Origin of the sequence: Serratia sp. SA088 (assembly GCF_049065515.1) — a bacterium.
Taxonomy (GTDB): Bacteria; Pseudomonadota; Gammaproteobacteria; order Enterobacterales; family Enterobacteriaceae; genus Serratia; species Serratia nematodiphila.
This window is the reverse complement of record NZ_JBAKGW010000003.1, coordinates 269,061-284,787: the sequence shown is the minus strand read 5'-3', so window position 1 is coordinate 284,787 and position 15,727 is coordinate 269,061. Positions and strand designations below refer to the sequence as shown.

The window sequence follows — 15,727 nt, the reverse complement described above, 5'->3', positions numbered from 1 at the left end:
ATGACGCAGCGCGCTCAGGATCTGGGCATCACCATCGGCCAGGGCACGCCCGGCCCGCTGAACGCCATCACCGACGTGCCCGGCGTGCGCGTCGGCCATGCCAGCCTTCATGCCGATTTGGCGGACGGGCGCAGCGTGCGCACCGGCGTGACGGTGATCGAACCGCGCCCCGGCTCCGCCCGCCACGCCCCCTGCTTTGCCGGCGTGCACGTGCTGAACGGCAACGGCGACGCCACCGGCCTGGAATGGGTGCGCGAAGCGGGGCTGCTGACCAGCCCGATCGCCTTCACCAACACCCACAGCGTGGGGGTAGTGCGCGATGCGCTGATCGCGCTGGAACGCGAAGCGCTGCCCGCGAGCGACAACGCGGTGTACTGGAATATGCCGGTGGTGATGGAAACCTTCGATGGCCTGCTCAACGACATCAACGGCTTTCACGTCAAGGCCGAGCACGTGCGCCAGGCGCAGCAGGCGGCCCGTGGCGGCTTGCCGCAGGAAGGCGCGGTCGGCGGCGGCAGCGGCATGATCTGTCATGAGTTCAAGGGCGGCAGCGGCACCGCATCGCGCCGCTTGCCCGCCGATCAGGGCGGCTGGACGGTGGGCGCCATCGTGCAGGCCAACCACGGCAAGCGCGAGTCGCTGCTGGTGGGCGGTTATCCGGTGGGCCGCCACCTGGGGCATATCCCCTCGCCGTTCACGCCGCAGCTGCCGCATCCCGGCATGGGCTCCATCGTCGTGGCGCTGGCCACCGACGCGCCGCTGTTGCCTCACCAGTGCGCGCGCCTGGCGCAGCGCGCCAGCATCGGCATCGCCCGCACCGGCGGCGGCACCGAAGATTCGAGCGGCGATATCTTTATCGCCTTCGCCACCGGCAACGACGGCCTGCCGCCCGCCGACTACGCCAATAAAGGCGCTTTCACCACGCCGCTGCGCATGGTGAACAACGACTATATTTCGGCGCTGTTCGCCGCGGCGGCGGAAGCGGTAGAGGAAGCGATCGTCAATGCGCTGCTGGCGGCCAATAGCGTCAGCGGCAACGGCCATCGGGCGGAAGGGCTGAGCGCCGAACAGCTGGTGACGGCGCTGGAGAAGGCCGGCTGGCGGCGATAAAAAACGGGGCGCGGGGATTAACCGCGCCCTGCTTGTCAGGATTCGCCGCCCGGCTTGGGCGTCGGGTAATCGTAATCCAGCTTCAACGGCTCAGCGTAGACGCTGTTCCACAGCTGTTGATACAGCTGGTCCAACCGCCCGCTCATCGTCGCATTGTGCAACACCAGCTCCAGATTGCGCGAGTTGTCCAGATAGCCGCCGGTCCAGTTGCTGGTGCCCACCCAGGCAATCTCATCGTCGATGGTCATCAGCTTGCTGTGGATCACCCGGGCAAACGGAATGAAACCGCTGCTGGCCGGGGGAATGGTCACCACTTTGATCTGCACGTTCGGCACCAGCGCCAGGCTCTTCAGCCAGGCGATGTCCGGCTTTTTGGTGTTCCAGTTGGCCACCATCAGCTCGATCTGCACCCCGCGCGCCGCCGCGCCGCGCAACGCGTTGTCGATCACCGCATAAAAGGGACGACTGCGCTCCGGACCGAAAGACAGCGGCGCGTAATCCATCACCTGCACCCGCACCCGCCGCTTGGCGCCGGCCAGCAGGCGCGGCAGCTCAGCCTGCGAGTCGATCACCCCTGCCGGGTTGTAGGCGCGCGGGCTGGCCACCAGATAGTCGCCCTGCGGGGGCGCGGTCGGCGGCGCATCGGGCAGCGTCGGCACCGGCTTATCCTGCGCCAGCAGCGCCTGCGCCTGCCAGTCCTGCTCGAAGATCGCCTGAATTTGCCCTACCACCTTGGCGTCGCTGATACGCAGCCCGGTTTCGTGAATATGCTCCAGCGCGCGCCAGTCGAAGTTTTGGCTGCCGACAAACGCCTGTTCGCCGTCCACCAGCAGATACTTGGCGTGCAGGATGCCGCCGCTCAGCTTCTGGTAAGGAATGATGCGCAGCTCCAGATTGGGGATCGCCTTCAGCTGTTCCAGCGTCTCGGCGGTGGAGTTGCGGATGCCTTTCTCCTCCAGCAGGAAGCGGATTTTCACCCCGCGCTCACCGGCCGCCTTCAGGCTCTGCAGCACGCCGTCCAGCAAGGAGCCGTCCTGATTCGCCACGTAAAACTGCCCCAGATCGATGCGGGTTTTCGCCGCGTCGAACATCTCGCGCCACACCTCGGCGGTGTTGCGCAGGTCGTCGGCCTGCAGCGCAGTTTCTACCGGTGCGGTATACACCAGCTCATAACCGGGAATCGCAAAACGCGCCGCAGCGCTCTGGCTCAACATCAACAAACAACCGCCCCACAATGCCGTATAAAGGCGGCCGAACGGCCGCCGTGTTGGATGGCCATTAGGCATAGCGCGGCGCCCCGCTGTCAACCCATTGTTCACCGCTGCCGCTCTCCGGGCGGCTGGCCGGTTGACCGGCGCGGATCAGCAGCACCTTCAGCAGCTCGTTGATGCGCTCCATGCGGCTCTGCAGGAAGTTGTTGGCCACCAGGCACAGCAGCGCGATGGCGATGCCGAGGCCAGTGGCGTACAGCGCGGTGCCCATCCCGGCCGACACCAGGCTCGGCTCGGAGACGCCCGAGGCGGCCAGCGCCTTGAAGGTTTCGATGATCCCCATCACCGTGCCCAGCAGCCCCAGCAACGGCGCGGCGGTGACCACGGTTTCCAGCAGCCACAGGCCGCGCGCCATCGGCGGCTTGCTCAGCAGATACTGGGCGTCGATCAGATCGCCGATCGCCTCGCGATCGCCGGCGCGGTGTTTCTGCGCCAGCACCGGCGCGATCACCGCCATCGGCAGGCTGTTGCGCTGGGTCAGCTCGTCCGGCAGATCGGACGCGCGGCGCACGTCCGGCGTCAGCGCCTGCTCCAGCCGGCGCGCCTGGCGCTGGGTATAGGCGAAGTACAGCGTGCGTTCGATGATGATCACCAGCGCGATCGCCAGCGCGGCGTACATCACGTAGAAAATAATGTCGTGCAACAGATTGGCGTCCATACAGGGCTCCTCTTCCCCGCCGCCCGGCAGGCAGCGGGGCATTCAGTTAAAAGGTGGCTTCCAGCGAGACGCTGAAGGTGCGTTCTTCGCCGACGTTGTAATACGGGGTGCTGGCCTTCACGCCGCCGTAGGGCGCCGCGTTGAAGGTGGTGGTGCGCACCGAGGTCAGGTATTCCTTGTCAAACAGGTTGCTGATGCCAAAACGCAGCGCGGCGCTTTTGACGATTTTCTTGTCCACCGGCAGATGCACCCCCGCCGCCAGATCGAACACCGTGCGCCCGCCGATCTTCTCGTCGTTGGTCAGATCGCCATAGAACGCGCTGACGTACTTGCCGCTGACGCTGCCGTAGTACAGGCCGTCGTCATAACCCAACGTCATGTTCAGCAGGTTTTTCGGCACGTTCGGCACCTCTTTGCCGGAGGTCGGCAGCGGCTGCCCGCCGTTGCTGACGATGTCGTTCTTCTGCTTCGATTGGGTATAGGTATAGGAAGTGTAGTAATTGAAGTTATGCGGCAGTTGGCCGCTCCACTCCAGCTCCAGCCCTTTGTTCTCCACGTTGCCGATGTTCATCATCTCGTAGTCGCCGGCCGCGTTGGTGGTGGAGATCTGGCGATCGCTGTAGCGCATGTAGAACAGCGTGGCGCTCAGCAGCATGTCCTCTTGCTGGAAACGCCAGCCCAGTTCGTGGTTCCAGCTCAGCTCCGGCTTGGTGCTGAGCGAATCGCCGACGTTGTACAGCACGTAGTTGGGCGGCGTGCGCATGTTGCGCGTCAGGTTGTAAAACACCTGGTTTTCCTGGTTCACCTTATAGCTGGCGCTGAAGTTCGGCAGGAATTCGTGATAGGTGGCTTTGCGCTTCTCCGGCACGTTGTACAGGCTGCCGCGGTTGTCCCCTTTACGCTCCACGTACTGATAGGCCAGGCCGCCGACGAAGGTCCAGTCCGGCGTGGCGAACCAGGTGTCCTGCAGCCACACTTTCTGCGCCGGGGTGATGGTGTACTGGTTGCGCCCCTGCACGGTGTTGCCGTTGGCGTCCTTCACCTGATCGGAACCGCCGGGTTTCCCCCAAATCTGTGACGGGTTGCCGTCGCCCTTGATGCTGATGAACGGCTGGGTCTGCAGCTGGCGCGCGCGTTCATACCAGTAACCGATATCCAGACTGTGCTGATCGTTGATGTCCCACTTCAGCTTGGTGGTGATGCCCGGCCGCCAGGTCTGCGTCCACGACGGGCGGTAGTAGGTGTTGGATTTCAGGTTGCTGAGATCGTACTGCCCGGCTCTGTCCGACGTGCTGGACAATACCGACGCCGTCTGGCCGTTGAAGCTGCCGCCGTTGCCCCAGTAGTAATACGGCTGCAGGGTCAGCGACAGGTTGTCGCGCAGCTGCAGTTTCTGGGTGAACGACAGCGTAAAGTTCTCGAACGGGTTGCGTTCAATCTTGTAATACTTGTTCAACTGCCCTTTGCTGTTGTACTCCGGCGAGGTGACATAATCGGTGTCACGGCCGTCGTTTTGGAACTGCGCCTTGCTCAGGGTGTTGTAGTTGGTGTTGTTCTGGCGGTTGTACTTCATCACCAGATTGCTGCTGTTGCCGTTGCCGTCTTCATACAGCGAGTTCATCTCGAACTTGTCGGAGTACAGCCGCCCCTCGCCGCGCCATTTCTTCGCCTCGGTGTGCGAATAGGAGAGCCAGTTGCTGAAGCCGTTGTACTCGCCGGTCTCCAGGCGGGCGAAGGTTTTGCTCAGGCTGTTGCTGCCCAGCGTCTGCTTGACGAAACCGCCGAAGTCTTTCGCCGGGCGGCGCGTCACCAGGCCGATGTTGCCGCCGCTGGAGCCGATGTGCGGGCCGTCCGCTTCGGAAGACCCCTGGGTGACGAACACCTCCTCCAGGTTTTCCGCGTCGCCCAGCAGGTTCGGGTAGACCGCGTAGTTGCCGGAGTCGTTGATCGGGATGCCGTCCATCGACAGGCCGATCTGATCCGAGTTCATGCCGCGCATGGTGTAGTCCACGCCGCTCAGGCCGCTGGCGTCGTTGCTGTTGACGTTCAGGCCCGGCGTGTATTTCAGTTTATCGATGGCGTTGGCCGCCGACGGCATTTTGTTCATCGCCTCTTTGGTGACGGTGGAGCGCGCCTTGGCGCTGTCATCCTGCACCATCATGCCGCCGCCGAGCGACTGCCCCTTGACGCTGATGGTGCCGACATCGGTGGCGTCGGCCGCCAGCGCGGCACCCGGCAGCATCGCCGACATCACCGCCAGATAGATCCCAGAACGATTAAACGATTTCATTGTGTGCATCCCATAAAAATCAAACGATTAACCCTTGCGCTAAGGCGCCTGATAATTGAACGTCGCGGTAAATCTTTTGGTTGTTTGCCCGGCGAACGCCTCGCTCGGGAACGGCTTTACTGAACTGATGCTTTGCAGGCTGCTCATCGCCGCGCGATTCAGCAGCATGCTGGCGGCCTTGCTGGCGATGCCGGAAGAGAGCACCCGCCCGCTGCGATCGACCTCCAGCCACACCTCGACGTTGCCCTGCGGGCGCTCAAGCGAGGCCTGCCGCCCGCTCGGGTAGCGCTTGCGCTGTTCCAGCTCACGGCGCAAGGCCAGCAGGTAGCCGTTTTCTATCGCCTGCGCGTTCACCTTCGGCGCCGCGGGGGCGGCCGGTGCGGGCTGCGCCGCCGGTTTGCTGACCAGCGCGCGCGGTGCGGCGGGCGCCGGCGTCGGTTTAGGTTTCTCTACCGGTTTGGCTTTCTCTTTCACCGGTTTGGGTTTGGGCTTCGGCTGTGGCTTCGGCACCGGCTTGGCTTCCACGATCGGTTCCGGCGCCGGCACCACCGGTTCGGGGATCGGCTCCGGCTCCGACTCGGGCGGCGGCGGTTCGGGCTGAGGCTCCGGCGGCGTTTCCGGTTGGGGTTCCGGCGCCGGTTCAGGTTCCACCAGCGCCAGTTCAATGGCGGTTTCGTCGTAGCGCGGCTGGATCTTCAGCGCCGCCTGTTGGCTGGCGAACAGCAGGCAACCGGCGACAATCAGCGCCGGCAACCAGCTGAAAAGATGACGTGAGCGATAGAGCAGATACATGTCACAGCTTCCGTGTCGCGATGGAGACGGAGAAGAAGCCGCCCTGGCGCAGGTTGTCCATGACCGCCACCAGCCGCTCGACCGCCACGCCTTTATCGCTGTTGACGATGATGGTGGTGGTCTGGTTGGCCTGCTGCTGTTGCTTCAGCGTGTTGACCAACGCGTCGAGCGCGATCGGCTGGCCATCCAGTTGCAGCTGTTCGTCGGCCCCCAGCGTGATGATCGCTTTCTTCTGCGGTTTCAGCTGTTGCGCGCTGCCGGCGGACGGCAACTGCGTTTTCAGCCCGAGCGCCGGAATGACGTTCAGGCTGATCAAGACGAAAAACACCAATAAAAACATCATCACGTCGATCATCGGGATCAATTCGATGTGCGCTTTGTTCTTTTTCGGTTCGTTCCAGTTACGCATGACACTCCCTCCAAAAGCGAAGCAGCCAATATAGGAGGGGTTTGTTTACCTTTTGTTACGCTTGTGTGATCTTATTTTCACAGCGGAGATTTTTTGCGAGAATTTTTTCAATGGTTGACGACAACAAGGGCTATATAACCCATTAATTAGCGATAGTTTTTATTGGAATAATTGCAATGTGGGCCTAACGCCGTGCGGATGACGAGACAATAAATGTGAAAATAGTGACAAGCTGCGCCAACCGGTGGCGGCTTTGCCTCTCACCTCCCAGCGACATCTGCTATTTTTCCCAAGAAAATTCCCAATCCCCCTCTTTAAAACACTCGCCAAAAATAAATGCGACTATATTTAACCAAATAACATCCTTCATTGAATCGAATATTGCCAATCAAATGGCAGCCGTTATATTTTTAAAGCGAAATAGCGCTACGGCATTATTTTAGAATTTAATTAAACCCACTAAGTCACCCTTTTATTTATAAGGATTGTATATGAAAGTACTTAGTCAATATGAAGAACAGTACGTTAGCGGTGGCGATCTGAACGCGGCCTGGGATGGGCTGTTGGACGGCGCCATGACCGGCGCGCTGATTGCAGGTAAATCCGCAGGCGCAGGCGGCTTTATTGCCGGTGCGGTCGGCCAATTGGTCGGCACCATCATCGGCGGCGTTGCAGGCGGTGTGGGGCTGGGTCTTTATGGCCTGACGCATACGCAGCAGGAAGTGGCCGACTACGCGAAACATTTCCGCGAGACTATCGGCTCCACCTCGACCTCGGTCGGCGGCAGCCTGTAAACATGAATGAATGAATAAATAGTCACCCTTGCGGTGGCTATTTATTTTATTACAGCACCGTCCCTAATGTCGCGCGCTGCGCTCTTTATGGTTATGGCATCCCTGTATTTTTTCAAACCTGATGTTATCGCACCGGTATTCAATTGAGAAACCATCCACGGGCTGAAAGCGAATGGCGTTAATTTTACCGCCGCCATTAAGTTATTGAGATCGATCCACGCATAATCCGCCACTTCATCCGGATTAGCGCAGAGAGCGCCTTTACAATACGCGGCAAATACCGGGCAAACCTCATTCTCCATAATGCCGGACACGTCGGTCGCCTGATAACTGAAGGCGTCGCTCAGCAGCGTTATCTGCTCGACTTCCGTGCCCAATTCAACCTGAGCGCGACGTATAACGGCCTGCGCCAGCGCCTCTTGCGGCAGGGGATGCCCACAAAAAGAATTGGTCCAGCCCCCCGGCCAGGCGGTTTTGCTCAACGCGCGCCGGGTGACCAGCACTGCACCCTCGACAGTAAACAGGTAGCATGAAAAAGCCAGATGCAGCGGCGTATGCCGCGTGTGGACCTGATCTTTGGGCATCGTCCCGCAGGGCTGCCAGGCGGCGTCAAGCAAAACGACGTCTTCATTTCTCATCATTGTTATTTCCATGAAAAGGCGGGCCTTTCCCCGCCTGCGGTTTCATTTCCTCAGAAGAGGGGGAATGGTCGGCACTTCCGGCGCATTATCGATATCCTGCTGAGTCATGCGAAACTCGGGCGGATAATGCTCCCGTTCCGTTCTGCGAGCAGGCTCGGTATTACGCCAGGTATAAAGGCAGTGTTGACACTGGTATACCGTCCACACGCCCTTGACCGGTGAATACGCCATGACGTCTATCTGTTTATCGGCACAACGAGGACAAATCATAGGAACTCCTTAATGACGGTTAGCCAGCATGGCGGTTAATTTATCCACCCACAGGGCGGTTTCGGGTAAATCCTTGACCGGCTGGCTGTAGTGGCCGCGCGTATCCGGAGCCACCGGCGTGGTCGCGTCAATGATGAGTTTGTCCGTGATCCCCGCCGGGCTGGAGCCGGGATCCAACTCCAGCACCGACATATTCGGCAATTGCACCAAATCGCCGGCCGGATTGACCTTGGCGGACAGCGCCCACATAACCTGCGGCAGGTTGAAGGGATCGACATCCTCATCGACCATGATCACCATTTTCACATAGCCCAGCCCATGCGGCGTGGTCATCGCCCGCATCCCCACCGCGCGCGCGAAACCGCCGTAACGCTTTTTAGTGGAAATGATGACGAGCAACCCGTGGGTATACATCGCATTAACCGCCTGCACTTCCGGAAACTCGGCTTTCAACTGCTGATACAGCGGCACACAGGTGGCCGGCCCCATCAGGTAGTCGATTTCTGTCCAGGGCATGCCCAGATACAGGGATTCGAAAATCGGCCGCGAGCGGTAAGAAACCTTATCGATGCGCACCACCGTCATGTTGCGGCCGCCGGAATAGTGCCCCGTAAATTCGCCGAACGGGCCTTCAATCTCGCGCTTGCGGCCTTCAATCACTCCTTCAATGATGACTTCGGAACCCCAGGGCACATCAAAGCCGGTCAAGGGGGCCGTCGCTATCGGGTACGGGCTTTCACGCAGGGCGCCGGCCATTTCATACTCCGACTGATCGTATTTGAGCGGCGTCGCCCCCATCAGCGTAATGATCGGGTCATTACCCAACGTAATGGCGATAGGCAGATCCTCGCCGCGCTCTTCTGCTTTATGCAGATGCAGCGCGATGTCGTGCATCGGCACGGGCTGCAGGCCCAGCTTACGCTTGCCCTTCACCTCCATGCGATAAATGCCGACGTTTTGCTTGCCGAAGTGGGTCGGATCTTCAGGATCGCGGGAAACCACGCAGGCTTTATCCAGGTAGAATCCACCGTCGCCGTCGTTTAAGCGAAACAGCGGCAGGATCTCAAACAGATTAATCTCCTCACCGTTGACCTCATTCTCGGCCCAGGGCGGATTATCGCGACGTTCCGCAGAGACGGGGAAATGATCCCAGCGGCGAATATACTCATCGATTTGCTGCTTCACCGGCGTGGCCGGCGGGAGCCCCAGGGCTATGGCGTGATTCTGCCATGACCCGATGGTGTTCATGACCACATGCGCGTGTTCAAAGCCTTTAATGTTCCTGAATGCAATGGCGGGGGCGCCCTCACCCATTCTGCCTGTGGCGTTGGCTGCCGCGGCGATATCCGGTTCCGCCTGAACCTCCTCGGTAATATCGAGTAATTGTCCGGCCTCATCCAGCGCCGCTAAATAACTTCGCAGATCGTCATAAGCCATATTTAACCTTCCTCGGTGTCAGTGGTTTTTTTGCTATTTTCTTTTAGTCCTGCCCAGCGCTTTGCCCGGCGATGATCAAAACCAAATTGATCCAGCACGCGTGCGACAATATGATCGGTAACGTCATCAATATGAGTGGGGTGGTTATAATAAGCGGGCATGGGGGGAACCAATGACACCCCCAATTTCGAGAGCGCGAGCATATTTTCCAAGTGAATAGTGCTCAACGGCGTTTCTCTGGGAACCAACACCAACTTCCGCCCTTCTTTGATAATCACATCCGCCGCTCTGCCAATAAGCCCTTCTGCATAACCGGCTCGAATACCCGCTAACGTTTTCATACTGCAGGGAATAATGATCATGCCGTCCGTATGAAAAGAACCTGAAGAGATCGTGGCGGCCTGATCGGCAGAACCGTGCGTCACGTCGGCCATCGCCATCACGTCATGCACGGTGAAATTTGTTTCGAGTTCAATGGTCGTTTTGGCCCACTTACTCAAGATCAAATGCGTCTCTATGCCCTCCATGTCTTTTAGCGCCTGAAGCAGCGCCGTACCCAGCGGCGCCCCGGTCGCGCCCGTCATCGCGATCACTAATTTCATGCAACATCCCACAAAGTTCGTATGCGAACGATTTATCAAATCTAGTCCTGAGATAGCGATAAAACAAGTGGGCAATATGTAACCGTTCGTAAACGAACAACTTTCCGGGCAGGTATCCCTTATCGGCTTATTTTGTTATATTGATATTATTGTTAGCTTTTTTCCTTTCAGGGAATAATGTATGAACAGAACGCTGGCCAATACTTTTTTCCACCTCATTCGCGAACTGCTTCAGGATCATAGTGCTCAATGGCAAAAATCGCTTCCTGAACTCAGCAAACAACAATATTCCATTCTGGCCACCGTTTCAGAAACGCCGGGCATTGAACAAATCGAATTAATGGAAGCGGCGATCAGCAGTAAAGCCGCGCTGGCCGAATTGCTAGGCCGCATGGAAGGAAAAGGTCTATTAAAACGGGAAGCCGGCGAGCATGATAAGCGCCGCCGATTTATTTACCTGACGCCTGCTGGGCAGGCGCTGTTCGAAGCCAGCCGCCCCATCGCCGACGCGATTGATAATATGTATCTCGAACGAGTCAATAAAGACCAACATGAGTCGGCGCTTTTCGTTTTAAAGACGATGATAGGGAAGCAATAAAGTCACCGCGCCAACAGCGGAAGCTGAAAGCATAAAAAAAGACGCCCGCAGGCGTCTTTTTTATCGCGTTAACTGAAGCTCTGGGCAATCAGTTCACTTTCACCGGCATGCCGGAACGGGCCTTGATCGCCGCGTCCACTTCGCTCTGGTTGACGCCGGCGTCCATCAGCACTTTGCCGACCGGCGCAGAGATGGTCAACGGCACCGGATCCTTGGATTGCAGCTGCTCTTCGTTGGCCGACAGCGGGTTGTGCACTTCCACGTAGCGCGAGCCGTCCGGTTCGACGGTGGCCTTCATCGGTTCGTTGATGAACTGCACGCGGGTGCCGACCGGCACGTTCTGGAACAGGTACTTGATGTCGTCGGCGCGCAGACGCACGCAGCCGTGGCTCACGCGCAGGCCGATGCCGAAGTTGGCGTTGGTGCCGTGAATGGCATACAGACGGCCGACATACAGCGCATACAGCCCCATCGGGTTATCCGGGCCGGCCGGGAACACCGCAGGCAGGATCTCGCCGTCTGCCGCGTATTCGGCGCGCATCTTGGCGGTCGGCGTCCAGGTTGGGCCGTCTTTCTTGCGCTGCACGGTGGTGGTCCAGTTCAGCGGGGTGTCTTTACCCAGCTGGCCGATGCCGATCGGCAGCACCACCACGGTGTTGGAACCTTTCGGGTAGTAGTACAGACGCATTTCGGCGCTGTTGATGATGATGCCTTCACGCGGCGCGTCCGGCAGGATCAGCTGTTGCGGGATGGTCAGGGTGCTGCCGGCCTTCGGCAGGAACGGATCCACGCCCGGGTTGGCCTCCAGCATGTTGCTCAGCCCCATCTGATACTGGGCGGCGAAGCTTTCCAGCGGCAGTTTGCTGTCTTCCGGTACGGTAATTTGGATATTTTCGCCCACCAAACGGCTGTCTTTTGGCGGCAGCGGGTAGACGACGGCGAAGGCAGCCTGGCTGAATGCAACCAGTGCCGTAAACAGGGTTAATAACGCGCGAATGCTCATTTTCATCTTCGTGTTGGTCAAGGCCACTGGCGATTATGGGTATTGGTTTCTACGGCCACTTTGCCCCGTTGAATTTCAGCCGGCAGCCAACGGCGCTGCGGCCTGAAAAACCAGGGGGATTTGACCGGATGCGCATTATATGTGCACATCAATCAAAGTGTGAACCATTACCGATGTAATATCGCAATTTTTTGTAACCTGACGCGCCACGAAGGCGATTTTTTGCGAGAACCGCCGCCTAGCTGGCGGCGGCCAACGCCTCCTCCCGCCGTATCGGAATCAGATATTCACAGCGGATCGCCGCGCCGCCGAGCGGGCAACTGCCCTCCTGCGCCGGGTAGAAACGCTCGATATCCTGCCCTGGCCGGCGAATGGCGTTCATCTGCGGCATGGCGGTGTCATACAGCCGGACAATAAAGTTTTGTAACCCTTCCGCCTGTCCCTGGTAGGTGAAACGGGCATACTCGCCCTGCTCGATAGTCACCCGTTCTCCCGGCGCCCCTTCGTCCGGCAGAGCGGCGGTGTAGGCCATGCGCGGGCTGCCCCGGCGGCGCCGGTCAACTTCCAGACTGGTGAGACCGTATACCACCTCCGGCAGCGCCTGCGGCTGCAGCAACTGCCGCCAGGCGTGGCGGCGCAGCTCGCACTTGGAGGCCGCCAGCTGCCCCAGCGTGCAGTGGCGGCGTTGAGTGTGCCCCACCAGCTGCATCGCGGGCAGCGTCACGATATCGGCCTGCGGCAATGGCGCTTCGGTCAGGCGCAGCGGCGGCTGCAGCCCATAGCTCGACCAATCCTGGCTGCGACGATAGCTGGCCGGCGGCAGACCGAACTGCTTGCGGAAGCAACGGGTGAAGGTCTGCTGCGAATCGAACTGGTAAGTATCGGCGATGCAGGCCACGCTGGTGCCGGTCAGGCGCAGTTCACGCGCGGCGGCGGTCAGCCTTCTGCGGCGCGCGTAGGTGCCGAGAATATGGCCGGTATGCTGCTTGAACATCCGCTGCAAATGCCATTTGGAGTAGCCGGACTTGGCGGCGATGTCGTCCAGCGTCAGCGGCTGATCCAGGCTCTGCTCGATCCAGGCCAGCAGTTGTTCAATCACCTGTTGCTGGTGCATGGTGTTCCCCTTATTTTAACAATAACGTCTGCGCCAATACCCGGCCTGCGGCTTCATCGGCGGCCACCAGTACCGGATAGCCCCAGAATTTGGCGCCGTATTCGGCGAATTCTTCCGCCGCCGCGCGTTTGGCGTCGTCCGGCTCCAGCATGATCATGCCTTTCACCCACCGCTTCAGCGCCTCGCGGTTATCACGTTTCCACAGCGCCACCTGGGTGCGAGCATCGCGGTCATGTTCTTGTTCTTCATCGCCGACGCTGCGGTCGGTGAGCAGAACAAAAGGCTCGGCGCGCGCCAGCAGCGCGCTGAATTCGGCCAGCTCGGCCTGGGTATCGCGCCCGTTTCGGCGCATCCACACCAGCGGAAAGTCGGCGGTATCCAATGACATAATCAGTTTCCTCGCGAAAGGGTTTAGAACTGGCGCTTACTTTATCGGCACCAGCGCTAGACCGCATTGCGCAATCAGGACATAATACTTTTCAATTCCGCCAAATTGAGAACTATTCTCATGAAAGTACAGATCCCCCGCCACTGTCTGGATATCGATCAGGTGCCGCGCCCGCTGTTTGCCCTGCAAGGTTCGACTCTCGAGCAGGATTGGGAAGTCGAGCCGCACCGCCACCGGAAGGCGCAACTGATCTACACCGTGCGCGGCATGATCCGCTGCGAAGTGGAAAACGGGCTGTGGCTGGTGCCGCCGCAGTGCGCGCTGTGGATGCCGGGCAACGTGTTGCACAACGCCCAGGGCGCCGGCTCCACCGAGGCCTACTGCCTGTTCGTCGATCAACATGCCGCCGTCGGCCTGCCGCAAAGCTGCTGCACGCTGTCGGTCTCGCCGCTGCTGCGCGAGCTGCTGCTGCAGGCCAGCACCTTTGAGCCGCTTTACGACGAACAGGGCGCCGAGGGGCGTCTGACGGCGGTATTGCTGGATCAGTTGGCGGCCGCGCCGATCGAGAATCTGCATCTGCCGGTGTCCGACGACGCGCGCATCCGGCAGTTGACCGAAGGCATGCTGAGCAGCCCGGCGGACAAATCCACCCTCGGGCAGTGGGCGCAGCGCATCGGCATGAGCGAACGCTCCCTCAGCCGCACCTTGCAACAGCAGATGGGCATGAGCTTCGGCCACTGGCGGCGCCAGCTGCACGTGATGCTGGCGCTGCAGCGCTTGACGCAGGGCGAGAGCGTACAGACGGTGGCGCTGGATTTGGGCTACGAGAGCGCCAGCGGCTTCGTCACCATGTTCAGAAAGGCGGTGGGCAAACCGCCGGCGCGCTACCTGGCGGAGCGCAACGCCTCTGGAGAGACCCTGGGCGGCGCAATTACCATGTGAAAAAGCCGGCGCAGGCGCCGGCTTGGAGCAGGTGAAAATCAGAAGTCGTAGAACACCGTTATCCAGGTGGAATCCGGCTCGTTGTCGCTGCTGTTGGCCAGCGTGCGCTCCACATACACCGACAGACCGTAACCGATGGTGGTGCCCGCGCCAAGATAGACGTGGTTGGCGTGATACGCCTCGTCTCCCTTCAGCCGCAGCGAGTCCGCCGCCACATAAGGCTGGACGGATTTGAGAAACGGCTTGTCGATATTGAAGGTGTAACCGACGAAGCCTTCCAGCCCGTAGCCGTCACCGGCGAAGAAGTGCGACAGCGTGCGCTGGCGGGTGCTCGGCACATAATCTTTGTAGTAGCTGGCGGTGCCGACGATATACCAGTTGTTCGGCTGCCAGGTTAACGCGGTGCCGGACAACTGCTGGTGATAATCCTGTTCGTGGTACAGATTGTCTTTGATCTTCGCATCGGTATAACTGTAGGCGGCGCTGAAGGTGAAGTCTTTCGTCACCTTATAATCGAAGCCCAGCCCGCCACCGCCCTTGCGGCGGTAAATCAGGTTATCCGCGGTGTGCAGATCGTCTTCCGGCAATAAGTAGTTGGCGTACAGCGTGACCGGCCCGAAATCATTGGTGTATTTGATGCTGTTTTTCGGTTTATTGCCGCCGTCATAGTCGCCGGAAATACCGATGCCGGTGCCGCCCGCATGGCCATCGTTATCCCAGACGTCGCTTTTGATGCCGACCACCGAATAATAGATGCCGTATTGATGGCCATAGGTCAGGGTGCCGTAACGATCGTCTTTGAAGCCGGCGTACAGCTGGCGCTGATAGTCGCGCTTGCCGTCTTCGTTATAGTGCCCGTCCCAGCTGAGCGCGTGCGCCAGATCGACGCCCCACTCGTAATAGCCGATGATCGAGGTGTCCTGCGTCAGCGCATAATCGCCGCTGAAGCGAAAACGCGTGCCGCCGTCGTGGCCGTTTTTGTCATAGCCCGGCTCCGGGCCGTTATTGAAGATCCACTCGGGGCGAATGCTGCCGCCCACCTTTAAACTGAGCGGCGCCAGCAACACATTGCTCTGCGGGTTTTTATCCAGAATGGTGATCTCGGCCTGCGCGCCGGCGGAAATCGCCGACAGCAAGACGCCGCCAATGAATATTGGCGTTGTATTTTTTCTCATTATTACCCCTGCCCGAAAAAATTATTGTTATAAACGCGGTGGTCTTAAGCCACGCAGAAATAATTAACCGATGTGAACAGCGCACGCAAGATATAAAAATTCACGCCATAACCTGCCATTATTTTAGGTTGGATTTAATTTCAGCAAAAACGTGTTCACCTGTAACACGGAGAAAAACAATGTAATAACCGCAGCACGAAATAAACCAATCCGCACGTTTCACCCAAAATAAC

Annotated in this window: 16 protein-coding genes and 1 pseudogene; 4 read left to right on the top strand and 13 right to left on the bottom strand. The window is 59.4% G+C overall.

All coding sequences use genetic code 11. The features are described from left to right. Positions 1-1,110, top strand: a complete 1,110-nt coding sequence (locus ACOWVD_RS10105) for a P1 family peptidase (protein WP_421105623.1) — start codon at positions 1-3, stop codon at positions 1,108-1,110. 35 nt (positions 1,111-1,145) lie between these two features. Here ACOWVD_RS10105 and ACOWVD_RS10100 read toward each other — a convergent pair whose 3' ends face one another. Genes ACOWVD_RS10100 through ACOWVD_RS10080 form a run of 5 tightly spaced genes read right to left on the bottom strand, consistent with a single transcriptional unit; the run spans position 1,146 to position 6,530 of the window. Further along, the gene (locus tag ACOWVD_RS10100) at positions 1,146-2,396 is read right to left on the bottom strand and encodes a phospholipase D-like domain-containing protein (RefSeq protein WP_421105622.1); all 1,251 of its coding nucleotides are present in this window, start codon (positions 2,394-2,396) and stop codon (positions 1,146-1,148) included. Next, positions 2,389-3,039, bottom strand: a complete 651-nt coding sequence (locus ACOWVD_RS10095; RefSeq protein WP_421080000.1) for a MotA/TolQ/ExbB proton channel family protein — start codon at positions 3,037-3,039, stop codon at positions 2,389-2,391. The genes ACOWVD_RS10100 and ACOWVD_RS10095 overlap by 8 nt, the downstream gene beginning before the upstream one ends. Before the next feature lie 46 nt (positions 3,040-3,085). Further along, on the bottom strand, positions 3,086-5,329 hold the full coding sequence (locus tag ACOWVD_RS10090) for a TonB-dependent receptor family protein (RefSeq protein ID WP_273874847.1): 2,244 nt from the start codon (positions 5,327-5,329) through the stop codon (positions 3,086-3,088). Between the two features lie 39 nt (positions 5,330-5,368). Then, on the bottom strand, positions 5,369-6,121 hold the full coding sequence (locus tag ACOWVD_RS10085; RefSeq protein ID WP_421105621.1) for an energy transducer TonB family protein: 753 nt from the start codon (positions 6,119-6,121) through the stop codon (positions 5,369-5,371). A gap of 1 nt (position 6,122) precedes the next feature. Then, complete coding sequence (locus ACOWVD_RS10080; protein ID WP_004933244.1) at positions 6,123-6,530, bottom strand: ExbD/TolR family protein; 408 nt, start codon at positions 6,528-6,530, stop codon at positions 6,123-6,125. Between the two features lie 491 nt (positions 6,531-7,021). On the opposite strand from ACOWVD_RS10080, the gene ACOWVD_RS10075 reads away from it, so the two are divergent. Further along, positions 7,022-7,324 (top strand): hypothetical protein, encoded by a 303-nt coding sequence (locus ACOWVD_RS10075; protein ID WP_004933246.1) that lies wholly within the window; start codon positions 7,022-7,024, stop codon positions 7,322-7,324. 41 nt (positions 7,325-7,365) lie between these two features. Here ACOWVD_RS10075 and idi read toward each other — a convergent pair whose 3' ends face one another. From idi to ACOWVD_RS10055, 4 genes are read right to left on the bottom strand one after another with little or no spacing between them, the layout of a single operon-like run. After that, complete coding sequence (idi, locus tag ACOWVD_RS10070) at positions 7,366-7,965, bottom strand: isopentenyl-diphosphate Delta-isomerase (RefSeq protein ID WP_151254762.1); 600 nt, start codon at positions 7,963-7,965, stop codon at positions 7,366-7,368. 42 nt (positions 7,966-8,007) lie between these two features. Continuing rightward, positions 8,008-8,235, bottom strand: a complete 228-nt coding sequence (locus ACOWVD_RS10065) for a non-oxidative hydroxyarylic acid decarboxylases subunit D (protein WP_099981760.1) — start codon at positions 8,233-8,235, stop codon at positions 8,008-8,010. Between the two features lie 9 nt (positions 8,236-8,244). Next, on the bottom strand, positions 8,245-9,672 hold the full coding sequence (locus ACOWVD_RS10060) for a non-oxidative hydroxyarylic acid decarboxylases subunit C (protein WP_015376505.1): 1,428 nt from the start codon (positions 9,670-9,672) through the stop codon (positions 8,245-8,247). Positions 9,673-9,674: 2 nt separating this feature from the next. Next, positions 9,675-10,274: a non-oxidative hydroxyarylic acid decarboxylases subunit B gene (locus tag ACOWVD_RS10055; protein ID WP_049239738.1), complete on the bottom strand. Its 600-nt coding sequence runs from the start codon at positions 10,272-10,274 to the stop codon at positions 9,675-9,677. Positions 10,275-10,455: 181 nt separating this feature from the next. Here ACOWVD_RS10055 and ACOWVD_RS10050 point away from each other — a divergent pair, with 181 nt between their 5' ends. Then, positions 10,456-10,872, top strand: a complete 417-nt coding sequence (locus ACOWVD_RS10050) for a MarR family winged helix-turn-helix transcriptional regulator (protein WP_004933256.1) — start codon at positions 10,456-10,458, stop codon at positions 10,870-10,872. Positions 10,873-10,963: 91 nt separating this feature from the next. Here ACOWVD_RS10050 and ACOWVD_RS10045 read toward each other — a convergent pair. The 3 genes and pseudogenes from ACOWVD_RS10045 to ACOWVD_RS10035 form a co-directional block, all read right to left on the bottom strand. Continuing rightward, positions 10,964-11,881: pseudogene (locus ACOWVD_RS10045) on the bottom strand (L,D-transpeptidase family protein); the annotation flags it as partial. A 232-nt stretch (positions 11,882-12,113) separates the two neighbouring features. Continuing rightward, a complete protein-coding gene (locus tag ACOWVD_RS10040; protein WP_015376503.1) occupies positions 12,114-12,989 on the bottom strand; it encodes a helix-turn-helix domain-containing protein in 876 nt (291 codons plus the stop codon). 10 nt (positions 12,990-12,999) lie between these two features. Further along, entirely contained in the window at positions 13,000-13,377 is a 378-nt protein-coding gene (locus tag ACOWVD_RS10035) for a hypothetical protein (protein WP_049239737.1), read from the bottom strand. A gap of 120 nt (positions 13,378-13,497) precedes the next feature. On the opposite strand from ACOWVD_RS10035, the gene ACOWVD_RS10030 reads away from it, so the two are divergent. Next, positions 13,498-14,319, top strand: coding sequence for an AraC family transcriptional regulator (locus tag ACOWVD_RS10030; RefSeq protein ID WP_021504183.1), 822 nt, complete (start codon positions 13,498-13,500; stop codon positions 14,317-14,319). A 38-nt stretch (positions 14,320-14,357) separates the two neighbouring features. Here ACOWVD_RS10030 and ACOWVD_RS10025 read toward each other — a convergent pair whose 3' ends face one another. After that, the gene (locus tag ACOWVD_RS10025; RefSeq protein ID WP_004933268.1) at positions 14,358-15,494 is read right to left on the bottom strand and encodes a porin; all 1,137 of its coding nucleotides are present in this window, start codon (positions 15,492-15,494) and stop codon (positions 14,358-14,360) included. Positions 15,495-15,727 lie beyond the last annotated feature (233 nt).

Coding starts and splice junctions, on each gene's coding strand:
- ACOWVD_RS10105 (WP_421105623.1), top strand. CDS start 1: ATGACGCAGCGCGCTCAGGATCTGGGCATCACCATCGGCCAGGGCACG.
- ACOWVD_RS10100 (WP_421105622.1), bottom strand. CDS start 2,396: ATGCCTAATGGCCATCCAACACGGCGGCCGTTCGGCCGCCTTTATACG.
- ACOWVD_RS10095 (WP_421080000.1), bottom strand. CDS start 3,039: ATGGACGCCAATCTGTTGCACGACATTATTTTCTACGTGATGTACGCC.
- ACOWVD_RS10090 (WP_273874847.1), bottom strand. CDS start 5,329: ATGAAATCGTTTAATCGTTCTGGGATCTATCTGGCGGTGATGTCGGCG.
- ACOWVD_RS10085 (WP_421105621.1), bottom strand. CDS start 6,121: ATGTATCTGCTCTATCGCTCACGTCATCTTTTCAGCTGGTTGCCGGCG.
- ACOWVD_RS10080 (WP_004933244.1), bottom strand. CDS start 6,530: ATGCGTAACTGGAACGAACCGAAAAAGAACAAAGCGCACATCGAATTG.
- ACOWVD_RS10075 (WP_004933246.1), top strand. CDS start 7,022: ATGAAAGTACTTAGTCAATATGAAGAACAGTACGTTAGCGGTGGCGAT.
- idi (WP_151254762.1), bottom strand. CDS start 7,965: ATGATGAGAAATGAAGACGTCGTTTTGCTTGACGCCGCCTGGCAGCCC.
- ACOWVD_RS10065 (WP_099981760.1), bottom strand. CDS start 8,235: ATGATTTGTCCTCGTTGTGCCGATAAACAGATAGACGTCATGGCGTAT.
- ACOWVD_RS10060 (WP_015376505.1), bottom strand. CDS start 9,672: ATGGCTTATGACGATCTGCGAAGTTATTTAGCGGCGCTGGATGAGGCC.
- ACOWVD_RS10055 (WP_049239738.1), bottom strand. CDS start 10,274: ATGAAATTAGTGATCGCGATGACGGGCGCGACCGGGGCGCCGCTGGGT.
- ACOWVD_RS10050 (WP_004933256.1), top strand. CDS start 10,456: ATGAACAGAACGCTGGCCAATACTTTTTTCCACCTCATTCGCGAACTG.
- ACOWVD_RS10040 (WP_015376503.1), bottom strand. CDS start 12,989: ATGCACCAGCAACAGGTGATTGAACAACTGCTGGCCTGGATCGAGCAG.
- ACOWVD_RS10035 (WP_049239737.1), bottom strand. CDS start 13,377: ATGTCATTGGATACCGCCGACTTTCCGCTGGTGTGGATGCGCCGAAAC.
- ACOWVD_RS10030 (WP_021504183.1), top strand. CDS start 13,498: ATGAAAGTACAGATCCCCCGCCACTGTCTGGATATCGATCAGGTGCCG.
- ACOWVD_RS10025 (WP_004933268.1), bottom strand. CDS start 15,494: ATGAGAAAAAATACAACGCCAATATTCATTGGCGGCGTCTTGCTGTCG.